Genomic DNA, 12,897 nt, shown 5'->3' with positions numbered 1-12,897 from the left:
CGATCAGGTTCATCTTTTATTTTATTTATTGCGTTTTATTTATGAACCATCCGGCTCTTTGTTCCTTAAGCTTCCTCTCCCTCGGTGTCCTCACCGCTTTCTTCGCCTTCCTCGCCCTCTTCTTCAGCAGCATCTTCTATCGGTTCATCTTCTACTTCACCAGCAGGTTCACCATCTACTACTACATGGCTTTCTATCTCTTCGTTTTCCTCTTCTTCATGCTCAATCCTGGCCACTGAAGCGATCTCATCGCTTCCCTTAAGATTAATCAGACGAACGCCCTGTGTGGCACGGCCCATTACCCTTAATTCGCTCACCACAATCCTGATGACGATGCCCGATTTATTGATGATCATTAAATCATCTGCATCAGTAACATTTTTAATGGCAACAAGGTTTCCGGTTTTTTCTGTAATGTTAATGGTTTTAACACCCTTACCACCCCTGTTGGTAACACGGTAGTCTTCGATATCAGTACGTTTACCGTAGCCTTTTTCTGAAACCACCAGTACAGTTGCTCCAGGATCATCTACAGCAATCATGCCAATCACCTCATCTTTTTCGTGTGCAAGTGTTACTCCCCTTACTCCCGTAGCGGTCCTGCCCATTGGTCTTACTTTGGCTTCGTTGAAGCGGATTGCTCTTCCTGAACGTAAGGCCATTACAATTTCGCTTGAACCAGTAGTTAAACTTGCTTCAAGCAGCTGGTCGCCCTCATTGATGTTTATGGCATTGATACCATTTACCCTTGGTCTCGAATAAGCCTCTAAAGAGGTTTTCTTAATCGTTCCCTTTTTGGTACACATGATGATGTAATTGTTTTCAAGGTATTCCTGATCTTTCAGGTTTTTAACCTTGATAAAGGCTTTAATTTTCTCTTCTTTAGGAATATTGATAATGTTCTGGATTGCCCTGCCTTTGCTGATCCTTGATCCTTCAGGTATTTCGTAAACCCTTAACCAGAAACAACGGCCGGCTTCAGTAAAGAACAGCATATAGTTATGATTTGAGGCAATCAGCAGGTGTTCAATAAAGTCCTCATTTCTTGAATCGCTGCCTTTTGAACCTTTTCCACCTCTTCCTTGTGTGCGGTATTCAGTTGCAGGCGTACGTTTGATGTATCCTTCATGAGAAATGGTAATTACTACCTCTTCATCCTCAATAAAGTCTTCCATGCTCATGTCTTCCGCCGAATGAACGATTGTAGTCCTGCGCTCGTCACCGTATTTCTCTTTCATTTCGGTCAGCTCGTCCTTGATGATCTGCATACGTTTTCCTTCATCATCTAAAATTGACTGCAAGTATTCGATGGTTTTCATCAATTCGTTGTACTCCTCTTTGATCTTATCACGCTCCAGACCTGTTAACCTGCGCAGGGTCATATCCAGGATAGCACGGGCCTGAATATCAGTCAGGCCAAATTTCTCCATTAACCCCGTTCTGGCGTCTTCAGGGGTATCTGAACTACGGATCAGCTGGATTACTTCATCAAGGTGATCAAGTGCAATCAATAAACCTTCAAGGATATGGGCCCGTTTCTTGGCTTCAGCAAGTTCAAATTTGGTCCTGCGGACCACCACTTCATGCCTGTGCTCCACAAAATAGTGGATCAGGTCTTTCAGGTTCAGCAACTGCGGCCTGCCCTTAACCAGGGCAATATTATTTACACTAAATGAGGTCTGTAAAGCCGTTTGTTTAAACAGGTTATTTAAAACAATTGAAGCATTTGCATCGCGTTTAATTTCATAAACAATGCGGATACCGTCTTTATTGGACTCATCTTTAATGTTCGAAATGCCTTCAATTTTTTTCTCGCCAACCAATTCAGCGGTACGCTCAATCATCTGGGCCTTATTTACCTGGTAAGGTATTTCGGTTACAATAATGGTTTCACGGTCTTTTGAAGCTTCGATTTCAGCTTTGGCGCGCATTACAATACGACCCCTACCCGTTTCAAAAGCTTCCTGTACGCCTGTATAGCCATAAATAATTGCCCCAGTAGGAAAATCCGGAGCTTTAATGTGTTTCATCAGTTCAGCAACGGTAACCTCATTGTTCTCAATATAGGCTATGGTGGCATTAATGGTTTCGGTGATGTTGTGCGGAGGCATATTTGTTGCCATACCTACAGCAATACCAGATGAACCATTGATGAGCAGGTTGGGTACTTTTGAGGGAAGAACAGTTGGTTCTTCCAGTGAATCATCAAAGTTTAACTGGAAATCAACGGTGTCTTTATTGATATCGGCCAGCATCTCTTCGGCTATTTTCTGGAAACGGGCCTCGGTATAACGCATTGCAGCTGGAAAATCCCCGTCAATTGAACCGTAGTTCCCCTGTCCTTCTACCATCAGGTAACGCAGGCTCCATTCCTGGGCCATCCTTACCATGGTGTTGTATACAGATGCATCGCCATGCGGGTGATACTTACCCAGTACCTCTCCAACAATACGTGCTGACTTTTTATATGGTTTATTGTTTGTTAATCCCAGATCGAGCATCCCGTATAAAACACGGCGGTGAACCGGTTTTAAACCATCCCGAACATCGGGCAGAGCCCTCGATACGATAACCGACATCGAATAATCGATGTACGCGGACCGCATCTGCTCGTCAATATCGATTCTAATTATTTTGTCGTTTTCCTGATTTTCTAAATCTTCTGCCATAAATCTTAATGTTCCTTAAGAACGCTTTAAATGTGGTATTCTTATAACCTTGCGAATCTAATAAAAAATGCGCCATAAAGGCGCATTGTGGAAAAATTTTAACCTATAAATCCGGCATTTATCAGGCATTTATGCCCATGTAATTCCCTTTTTAAGTTTGCTTAAAGTGTAGGACTCCTGACTGCCTGAAACAGGCTGGTAATTGTATGTCCATTTGGCCATTGGCGGCAGGCTCATCAGTATAGATTCTATACGTCCATTGGTTTCCAAGCCAAATTTGGTACCTGCGTCATAAACCAGGTTAAACTCTGCATACCTGCTCCTGCGCAGGTATTGCCATTCCTGCTGCTGGGCTGTAAATTCTTTATCCCTGTTTCTTTCTATCAGTTCTGTATAGGCTGGAATAAAGGTGTTTCCAACCGCAATAGAATAATCAAGCAATTGCTCGAAAGATAAACCCGTATTTTCCGGTTTTAACCGATCGTAAAATATACCGCCAACTCCCCTGGTCTCTTCTCTGTGTTTGATAAAAAAGTAATCATCAGCATTCGTTTTAAATTTGGTATAAAACGTTGGATCGAAGGTATCACAGGTCTGTTTTAAGAGGTGATGAAAAAACCTGGCATCGGTATCAATGATGTAATGCGGGGTTAAGTCTATCCCGCCCCCAAACCACCTGGTTTGTTCATCCATTTCGAAATAACGGATATTCATGTGAATGATGGGTACAAACGGATTTGAAGGGTGCATTACAATAGAAACGCCGGTAGCAAAAAACTCATCACTGTCTACCTTAAAGGCTTTTTTTATAGGATCAGGTAATTTTCCATGTACTGCAGAAAAATTTACGCCTCCTTTTTCAATTACATCTCCATGCTGCATGATACGGGTTCTTCCGCCACCACCACCTTCCCTGTTCCAGATCTCCTGTTCAAACTTCGCCTTTCCATCAGCAAGCTCCAGACTGGTACAAATATCATCCTGGATCTTCTGATAGGCCGCTACTACTTTATCTTTAAACACCATTTCAGTAAAACTAAGCTCAAAGTTAACCTTAATAAAAGGTCATGGCCCGCTAAATTTACAGATAGTACATTGTTTTGACACTATTCCTCTATGAAATCAAGATCGCGTCCATAGGTTTCGTCCAGGTTATAAAGGGCAATATAGGCCAGACCCACGGTTATTACCCCAACGCATAAAGCCGCTTTTATGATCCCCATGCTCCCCAGCAGGCATTGAAACAAAAGGGTAACCAGAATTAACGAGCCCCTGACCATATTTGGGGCGCTGGTAGTTACCGTGGCCCTTAAATTGGTCCCAAACTGTTCTGCAGCCATCGTCACAAATACCACCCAATAACCCGTAAAAATACCAAACAGCAGGCATAGTGTATAAAAGCCGGAAGCTGTCCAGCCTGTATTGAACAGGTAAAAAAGCATGGTGCAAAAAGTAAGCGTTAAAAATACAAAAACGATCTTCTTTCGGGTTTTAAATACCTGGCTCAATGCACCGGTCAGGAAATCGCCCAGCGAAATCCCAATGTAAGCAAACATCACCCCTTTACCATTATCCAGCGGATCTCTGGCGTTCAGGGCCTTGCCAAAATCGGGCGCTATACCTATCAGTATGCCTACTACGAACCAAAGCGGAACGGCTATCAATATACAATTCAGGTATTTGAAGAAACGTTTCCGGTCTGAAAACAGCATCATAAAATTCCCTTTGGAGACTTCCTTTTTTGTCATGGCATGAAACATCCCGGATTCGAAAACGCCAATCCTCAACAGTAAAAGTACTATCCCTAAGGCCCCTCCTACAAAAAAGGCGGTACGCCATTCAAAATAATCGCCTACCAGGTATGCTGCTACTGCCCCGCTCAGGCCGATACCAGCAACCAGCATGGTACCATATCCCCTTTTCTCTTTACTCATGCTTTCGCTGACCAGTGTGATGCCCGCCCCCAGCTCACCGGCCAGGCCCAATCCGGCAATAAACCTCAAAGCAGCGTACATAGGTATACTGTTTACAAAGCCGTTGGCAATATTGGCAAGGGAATACATCAGTATAGACCCAAAAAGCACTGAAAGCCTGCCTTTTTTATCGCCCAGTATACCCCAGAATATGCCACCTATAAGCAAACCAGCCATTTGCCAGTTCATCAGGTTCAACCCGGTTTCCGTTATTTTATCGGCAGGAACACCAAGTGCACTGAGGCTTTTGTTTTTGATGATCAGGAACAAAAGCAGGTCGTATATATCTACAAAATAGCCCAGTGCGGCTACCAGGATCAGAAAAAACAGGTTTTTGTTTTTCTCTTTTTCAATCATATCGGGTTTATTTGGCGACTGAAAGTACAAACAAATTTAATGACTGAAAATTTTTATATAAAAAAGACCGTAATCATTATAAAATGAACGGCCTTTTAATTTCGTTTTTGCCTGAATGTTATTGAGCAGGCGGCATTTTTGTGGTATCAGGCGGCATTGTTTTCATGGTATCCGGCATTTTTTTACTGGTATCAACAGGGGGCACGGCCATGGTTGTATCAACCCTCGTTGTATCGGAACCGCCCGAAACATTTTTTGTTGAATTGCATGCTGAAACGGCAATGGTTAAAGTACCGGCAACAGCAAGACTTAAAATTAGCTTTTTCATAAGTCTATAGTTTTGTTGTGTAAGGAAACGTTCCTGTTTAATCTCAACTGATTAACAACACTATAGCTTAAAAAGTTTTAAAATGCTAATGATGCACCTTTAATTTATCCAGCAACTCCGGCGAGATATTTTCGGCGTAGGCACCGTAAGCATCAATAAGTACACCTTTTAAATTGCCTACGGGAGATGATATGGCATAGATCACGGCACTATCGTCAGGATCGGTCATTCCTTCAAAACGATAAAACTCATCAATCTCAAATTCTTCCGGCATCAGCTGGATATCAATAGCTTTACATTCTATGTATTCGGCTGTTAAATTGAAATCATGTTCGTAGCCCCGTTTCTCGAGGTCTGATACTGCGTCGGTAAGGGTGTCGTATATGTACATAGTTCTAATTTACTAAAATTTTACCTTTTCACAGTACAATTAAATTTTATTGTTCAATAAACTTTCTGATATTTAAGCATCATGGTTGTATCGGAAAAAACCCTTAAATGGGGCTTGTGTTTATATCCTCCTTTATTATTTCAGCGCATCTGGGTCAGAAAATTTCATAAGGGTTTTCGCGGCGTTGATGTGAAAATTGCCAAAAGCCTCTTAAATAAAAATTATAACGGTTCTATTTTTGGCGGCACCATTTACGCAGCAACCGACCCTTTCTATGCGCTGCTTTTTGATCAATTGCTGCAAAGAGCAGGCTTCAAAGTGCGGGTCTGGCTTAAAAGCGCCTCCATTCAGTACCTTAAACCAGGACGGGGAAATTTATATTTTACCATAACAGTTACGGATGAAATGCTAAACGATGCCATAATGGCGTTAAATACGAGCGGTAAGTTTGTAAAAGCCTATCCAATGGAAATTACAAATGCAGCCGGAGAGCTTTGTGCCACAGTAATGAACGAGGTTTACGTTCGGAACCTCCATCAGGGAGAAGAACCACGTATTGCTTATTAACCCTTTAAGAAACGCAGATGAATATCAGGAAACTAATTTTACAGGGTGAAGGTACCACGTTAGATTTTAAAAAAACCATTACCAGCAATGAAAAAATAGCCAAAAGCCTTGTTGCATTTGCCAACAATATGGGCGGACAGCTGTTGATCGGCGTAGCCGACGATGGCAGTATAAAAGGTGTGAAATCGGAAGATGAAGAACGGTATATGATCACGAAATCGGCACATCAGTTTTGTAAACCCGCCATTGAACCGGAATTTGAAGAAGTATATGTAGATGATAAGCTGGTCCTTGTGGTTAAGATTGCAGCGAGTGATACCAAGCCCCACTATGCACTGGATGAAAATAAGAAATGGTGGGTATATTACCGGGTTAAAGACAAAAGTTTGCTGGCCAGCAAGATTATGATTGATGTAATCAAAAAAAGCAGCAATAAAAACGGGCAGCTGATCACTTATACTGAACAGGAAAAGAAACTCTTCGAACATCTTGGTGAAAAAGGGCGTATTACGTTAAAAGAGTTCAGCAAGCTCACCAGGAGTTCATACAGACAAGCGCAAAAGGTATTGGTAAACCTGATTATCGGCGGGGTAATTACCCCCCATTCTTCCGAAAAAGAAGAGTATTTTACCTCAAACTAAACCACGCCCGTGTCATACTAAATTCATTTCCGCCAGGCAGATATTATTTTAAACGTTTTAAACCGTGTTTCGTCATTAATTTCAAAATGAACTGGCAAAAATCAGTCTGAAAAACCCGATTTTTGCCGGAATGTTGACGAGTCTTTATACAAAATACAAACCTTATTATTCCGATAATTTACGTCTGGCCATGCCTATCGTAGTGTCTCAGCTCGGACATACATTGGTCCATCTGGCCGACAGTGTTATTGTAGGTCATTTTGCCGGAACTGTTCAGCTGGCTGCAGTATCCCTGGTGAACAGCCTGTTTATGCTGATCCTGGTAATCGGCATGGGCCTGGCTTATGGATTGACGCCATTGATTGCACAGGAAAATGGCCGTAAAAACTATGAGGAATGTGGAAAGCTTTTATCAAACAGTCTCATCATCAACTTCTTTACTGCTTTATTGCTCTACACTTTTGTACACCTGGGCACCTTACTGGTCATCGACCATATTGGCCAATCGCCCGAGGTAGTCGCCTATGCGAAACCTTATCTGGGCTATCTCGGAATATCCATTATTCCGCTGATGATATTTCAGACCTTTAAGCAGTTCGCTGAAGGCCTGGGCTTTACCAAACAAGCCATGTTCGTTTCCATATGGGGCAACCTGCTGAATGTGATTCTTGGGATCATCTTTGTAAAGGGGATGTTTGGCATCCCGGCAATGGGTGTTAAGGGGGTTGGATTGAGTACATTGATAGACCGTACCCTGATGGCCATAGTGATGTCTGCCTATGTCATGCGTTCAGCGCATTTTAAACGCTACATTCAAAGCTTCAGGTTAACCTGTATAGACAAAGTAAGGAGCCTGAAAATCATAAAGATTGGTGCCCCTGTTGCATTGCAATATTCGTTTGAAATCAGCGCTTTTAGTGGTGCTGCCATCCTGATCGGCACTATTGGTGCTGTAGAACAGGCTGCCCATCAGGTAGCCATCAACCTGGCGGCAGTAACTTACATGATGGCCAGCGGAATTGCATCTGCTGCGACCATCAAAACCGGCAACAATTTTGGAAAACAGAATTTTGAGGATCTAAGAAAATCAGCCATTGCCAGCTATCATGTCATTCTTTTGTTCATGAGCATAACAGCCATCATGTTTATTGCAGCCAACAACTTTCTTCCATATATCTATACAGAAGATAACGCTGTAATCAGTATAGCCGCTCAGCTATTGATCATTGCAGGTTTCTTTCAGCTATTTGATGGTACACAGGTAGTCGGACTCGGTGTTTTACGTGGTGTTGGCGATGTGAACATTCCTACCATCATTACTTTTGTCGCTTACTGGGTAATTGGGATTCCATTGGGATATCTGCTGGGCATTAAACTTGGGCTTGGTGTTAACGGCATCTGGTATGGACTAACATTTGGCCTGCTTACCGCCTCTGTCCTGCTGTTCATCAGGTTCCAGAGCAAAACTAAAGTGCTGATCAGCAGTTCTGCAGATTAGCAAGTCTCCCCTCTTTTTATTTTCTCCGTTTTCAGGGCCACTCCTATTATGGCCCTGAAAGCACGTATAAGCAGATTTTGAAATTAAATCTATAAATTTAGTAGAATTATTTTGAATATTAAAAAAGTTGAACTAATATTGTCGACTAATTTGATAGAAATTATATGAAACTAAAACTACGCAAGCCAAATGATCCTACCTCGCTGAAGAATAATTACTGGACATCTGCCTGTTGTTGTTGAGCTGAAATCAAAGCCAACTCAATCAACATCACATCCATTTTTATTTTTCAAACATTATAATGAAACTGCACATACATAAACTTTTATATCTGATTATATTACCTGTCGCTACCCTGTTCCATCAGCAAACCTACGCCCAGGGAAATAACTTTATTGTCATATCAGGCAAAATCATCGACGAAGCTACAAAAGAGCCCCTCCCAGGGGTCAATGTGCTCATTAAAGGAACCGTTAACGGAATTTCTACCGGTTCAAACGGCGAATTCAATTTAAAGACCAAAGCCAGATTCCCTTTTACGCTGGTAGTATCCAGTGTAGGCTTTCAAACCCAGGAATTTGAGGTAAAGGGTACCGATTCCAGAATAAACATTGCCATGGTTACCCAAACCCAATTGGGGCAGGAAGTGGTAATTACGGCTTCCCGGGTTGAGGAAAGTATCCTTAAATCACCCGTAGCCATTGAAAAGCTGGACATCCGGGCCATACGTGAATCTCCTGCACCGAGCTTTTACGATGCACTGGAAAACGTAAAAGGCGTTCAGATGATTACTTCAAGCTTAACTTTTAAAGTACCCAACACACGCGGCTTTAACATCCCGAACAACTTCCGCTTTATGCAGCTGGTAGATGGTGTAGATATGCAGGCCGCAACTTTAGGCGTTCCCCTTGGCAATGCCATTGGCCCTACCGAGCTGGATATTGCCAGTGTAGAGATCACCCCGGGTGCAGCATCTGCACTGTATGGTATGAATGCCATCAACGGTATGGCCAACTTAATTACCAAAAGCCCATTCCTTTACCAGGGACTAAGCTTTTACCAGAAAACAGGGGTAAATCATATCGGTGGAACCGGCAGAGACCTGAGCAATCTTACCGAAACATCAATTCGTTATGCAAAGGCATTTAACAATAAGTTTGCCTTTAAAGTCAACCTCAGCTATTTAAGGGGTACAGATTGGGTTTCGGATACACGGACCAACCAGAACCCCAATAACCTCATAACTGCAAACCCGGCTTACCCTGAACTGAATGCTGATGCCGATAACCCCGCTTATGATGCCTGGAACAAATATGGCGACGATAGCGGAAGCAATGCCGTAACCATAAGTGGTTTAACCATTCCGGGAAAAGGTTCGGCAAACAGCATCATTACACGCCGTACCGGCTACTGGGAGAAAGATGTGGTTAGCCCCAATATCGACAACCTGAAATTTGATGCCGCGCTTCATTATCGCCTGAACGACAATGCCGAACTCTCCTATTCTTACCGTATTGGCAAAATGGATGGGGTATTTCAGCGGGGTAATAAAATACAGCTGGATAACGTAATTGTTCAGAACCATAAATTAGAGTTAAAAGGCGATAATTATTTTATCCGCACGTATATGTCGAGCGAATCTACAGGCGATTCTTACAACATCAAGCCTTTGGTAGATAACCTTGACCTGACCAACAAGTCGAACAGCGTTTGGGGCGCAGATTTTAAAACTGCCGCCCAGAACGCCCTAAACGGCGGATCATCTTTAGCCGATGCACTCAGGTTGGGCAGAATTGCTGCTGATGCAGGACGGGCGGAACCTGGTACAGCTCAGTTTAACGAACTCAAAAAAACAATCATTAGCATCAACAACTGGGACCATGCTAAAAATGTGGCGGGTGCTCCGGCCACAGGTGGTGCCTGGTTAAAACAGGAAAGCCATACCTATCATGCAGATGCACAATGGAATTTATCCAAATACACCAAAGTGTTGGACCTGCTGATCGGTGCCGATGCCCGTATTTACGAGGTGATCCCTGATGGAAATAACTTTGTAGATTTTAAAAGACCAGTGGCCGACAGGAATAAGCCTTTGGCGGATGGTTCTTTTGGCGATAATGTCTATTATAAAAAATTCGGGGCTTTTTCTCAGATCACCAAAACGTTCTTTGATGAAAAACTGAAATTGTTCGGTTCTATCCGGGTAGACTACAACCCTGAATTTGAAGCCAAAATCAATCCGAGGGTGGCCGCGGTTTACACCGTAGCCAAAAGGCACAATTTCCGCGCCTCTTTCCAAAACGGATACCGGTTCCCGGCTTTATTCGAAGCGGTATCTTTTGTAAACAATGGAAATATCAGAAGGGTTGGCGGTTTGTCTTACATCAACGAGGGCCTCAACTACCTGGATAACTCCTACACCCTGTCTTCCATTAATGTGTTCAATGCAAAAGTAAATGCCGATGTTAAGGCCTCCGGAGGTACCTTAACAGAAACCCAGGCTGCCATCAACAACAAGGCACTGCTGGAAATCACAAGCCTTTCGGCAACCAGACCAGAGCGGATCAATTCATTTGAAGTGGGTTACAAAAGCATCCTGTTAGACAACAAGTTGGTGGTTGATATAGATGCCTATGTGAATCAGTACGACGGTTTTCTTGGCCAGGTAGAAGTTGCCGTTCCTTATGCAGCCGGCTTAGCCAACCAGCTTACTGTCGGATCGGACGATGCGGCCATTGCTGCGCTGGCCTCTAAAAGAAATGCCCAGCAAACGCGCTACAGGGTTTATACCAATGCAAAAAACAAATACAATAACTACGGCTCTTCTTTAGGTATTACCTACAATTTCTTTGAAAAATATACAGTTGTAGGCAATGTCAGCTTTAACGACATCACCAAAAATAAACAGGCAGATGTTTTTGTAACCGGTTTCAATACGCCTAAATGGTCTACCAATGTTTCTTTCGGGAACCGCGAGATCCTGAAAAACCTGGGTTTCAACATTGCCTGGAAATGGCAGGAAGAATTCCTGTGGGAAAGTCCGCTTGTTAACGGAACGGTACCGGCCTTCAATACATTCGACGCACAGGTTACTTACCGGGTACCGCAATCTAAAGCAACGCTTAAGGTCGGGGGTACCAATATATTCAATAAAAACTACGTGCAGTATGCAGGCGGACCAACACTTGGGGCGCTTTACTACGCTGCAGTTACACTAGATGGCTTGCTGACCAAATAAGGCAGCCTGAAAAATAATAAAAGTATATCCGATAGCGCTGCAAAGGGCTATCGGATTTTAGATGAACAAAACTTACAGAACGACCAATGAGTATCCAGGAAAACGAAATTAAAGTCAGCATCCAACGCAAATCGCAGGAAAAAAAATGGAGGACAGTAGCTTATTTATGTCTGCTTATCCTTACTGCCCTTTTTGTAGGTTATGCCCTATACTCCTATCTCACTTATGACACCCTTGTTGCTTTAGGCAGGGATCTTTATGGACAGATGGATCAGAAATTCTTCTGGATGCTGGCAGTAGGTTTTCTGGCGCAGCTGGTAGACGGGGCGCTGGGCATGGGTTATGGTGTGGTATCTACTACCCTGTTGTTATCCGGCGGATTAAACCCCGCAGTGATATCGGGCAGTATACATACTGCCGAAATGTTTTCCAGCGGTGCCTCGGGCTTCAGCCATTACCGTTTCGGGAATGTGAATAAGAAATTGTTCAAAACACTGCTTATCCCTGGTGTCCTGGGGGCAATTGCAGGGGCAATTTTACTGGGTTATGCCGGAGATGCCTTTTCGCAATGGATCAGGCCCGTAATATCCATATACACGCTTTTGCTGGGCATCCGCATACTGAGCAATGCATTTAAAGAAAAACCAAAACCCCAAAAGGTTAAACGTGCTGGCTGGCTGGCCGGAGCCGGAGGTTTTCTGGACTCATTTGGCGGCGGCGGATGGGGCCCATTGGTGACATCAACCCTCATTTCCAAAGGCCGGACGCCTAAATACGTCATTGGTTCAGTAAGTTTAACGGAATTTTTCGTAACCATGGCAAGCGCCATCACCTTCTTTTTTATACTGGGTGTAAGTCACTGGCAATCCATTATAGGCCTGATTGTAGGTGGCGTTATCGCCGCACCAATAGCAGCCAAACTGGTAGGTAAACTTCCCATTAAGAAGATGTTTATCGGGGTTGCCGTAATCGTCATTATATCCAGCATCCGTATCATCTGGATGTCGCTGGATAAATTGTTTTAAAGGGTTATTCCCTTCTTACATGATCCAGATAGTTTAAACCTTCTGCTGTAATGGATGCAGAATGCTGAACGCTGTCCCTGTTTATCCTGATGTATCCTAATCTCTCCAGTTCCTCGTAGGTTTCTTCCATTCCGCCCAGTATAGAAGAACTTACCTGCTGGTCAATGATCTCTAAAAGTGATATAATGGCTTCTTTTTCCATGACTTTAA

At 43.2% G+C, this 12,897-nt stretch carries 11 protein-coding genes; 5 read left to right on the top strand and 6 right to left on the bottom strand.

The features are described 5' to 3' along the window. Nucleotides 1-65 precede the first annotated feature (65 nt). The 5 genes from gyrA to ABIE26_RS06255 all read right to left on the bottom strand — a co-directional run bounded on the left by gyrA (nucleotide 66) and on the right by ABIE26_RS06255 (nucleotide 5,718). The gene (gene gyrA / locus ABIE26_RS06275; RefSeq protein WP_310138851.1) at nucleotides 66-2,669 is read right to left on the bottom strand and encodes a DNA gyrase subunit A; all 2,604 of its coding nucleotides are present in this window, start codon (nucleotides 2,667-2,669) and stop codon (nucleotides 66-68) included. Nucleotides 2,670-2,798: 129 nt separating this feature from the next. Next, on the bottom strand, nucleotides 2,799-3,695 hold the full coding sequence (gene hemF, locus ABIE26_RS06270) for an oxygen-dependent coproporphyrinogen oxidase (RefSeq protein WP_310138854.1): 897 nt from the start codon (nucleotides 3,693-3,695) through the stop codon (nucleotides 2,799-2,801). A gap of 80 nt (nucleotides 3,696-3,775) precedes the next feature. Further along, nucleotides 3,776-4,999, bottom strand: coding sequence for an MFS transporter (locus ABIE26_RS06265; protein ID WP_310138856.1), 1,224 nt, complete (start codon nucleotides 4,997-4,999; stop codon nucleotides 3,776-3,778). 118 nt (nucleotides 5,000-5,117) lie between these two features. Beyond that, nucleotides 5,118-5,327 (bottom strand): coproporphyrinogen III oxidase, encoded by a 210-nt coding sequence (locus ABIE26_RS06260; RefSeq protein ID WP_310138857.1) that lies wholly within the window; start codon nucleotides 5,325-5,327, stop codon nucleotides 5,118-5,120. A gap of 85 nt (nucleotides 5,328-5,412) precedes the next feature. Then, on the bottom strand, nucleotides 5,413-5,718 hold the full coding sequence (locus ABIE26_RS06255) for a phosphoribosylpyrophosphate synthetase (RefSeq protein WP_084240656.1): 306 nt from the start codon (nucleotides 5,716-5,718) through the stop codon (nucleotides 5,413-5,415). Nucleotides 5,719-5,799: 81 nt separating this feature from the next. Here ABIE26_RS06255 and ABIE26_RS06250 point away from each other — a divergent pair, with 81 nt between their 5' ends. From ABIE26_RS06250 to ABIE26_RS06230, 5 genes are all read left to right on the top strand, one after another. After that, nucleotides 5,800-6,285 (top strand): DUF4442 domain-containing protein, encoded by a 486-nt coding sequence (locus ABIE26_RS06250; RefSeq protein ID WP_310138861.1) that lies wholly within the window; start codon nucleotides 5,800-5,802, stop codon nucleotides 6,283-6,285. A 17-nt stretch (nucleotides 6,286-6,302) separates the two neighbouring features. Then, on the top strand, nucleotides 6,303-6,926 hold the full coding sequence (locus ABIE26_RS06245; RefSeq protein ID WP_310138862.1) for an AlbA family DNA-binding domain-containing protein: 624 nt from the start codon (nucleotides 6,303-6,305) through the stop codon (nucleotides 6,924-6,926). A gap of 130 nt (nucleotides 6,927-7,056) precedes the next feature. After that, on the top strand, nucleotides 7,057-8,424 hold the full coding sequence (locus ABIE26_RS06240; protein WP_310138863.1) for an MATE family efflux transporter: 1,368 nt from the start codon (nucleotides 7,057-7,059) through the stop codon (nucleotides 8,422-8,424). A gap of 301 nt (nucleotides 8,425-8,725) precedes the next feature. Further along, nucleotides 8,726-11,662: a TonB-dependent receptor gene (locus ABIE26_RS06235; protein WP_310138865.1), complete on the top strand. Its 2,937-nt coding sequence runs from the start codon at nucleotides 8,726-8,728 to the stop codon at nucleotides 11,660-11,662. Nucleotides 11,663-11,748: 86 nt separating this feature from the next. Further along, nucleotides 11,749-12,687 carry a sulfite exporter TauE/SafE family protein gene (locus ABIE26_RS06230; RefSeq protein WP_310138867.1) on the top strand — a complete coding sequence of 313 codons (939 nt, stop codon included), beginning with the start codon at nucleotides 11,749-11,751 and terminating at the stop codon, nucleotides 12,685-12,687. A gap of 4 nt (nucleotides 12,688-12,691) precedes the next feature. Here the strand turns inward: ABIE26_RS06230 and ABIE26_RS06225 are convergent, their stop codons facing one another. Further along, nucleotides 12,692-12,889 (bottom strand): hypothetical protein, encoded by a 198-nt coding sequence (locus ABIE26_RS06225; protein WP_084240650.1) that lies wholly within the window; start codon nucleotides 12,887-12,889, stop codon nucleotides 12,692-12,694. Between the last annotated feature and the right edge of the window lie 8 nt (nucleotides 12,890-12,897).

This window comes from Pedobacter africanus, assembly GCF_040548825.1.
Taxonomy (GTDB): domain Bacteria; phylum Bacteroidota; class Bacteroidia; order Sphingobacteriales; family Sphingobacteriaceae; genus Pedobacter; species Pedobacter africanus_A.
The sequence above is the reverse complement of the archived record's forward strand: the minus strand, read 5'-3'. Positions and strand labels throughout refer to the sequence as shown.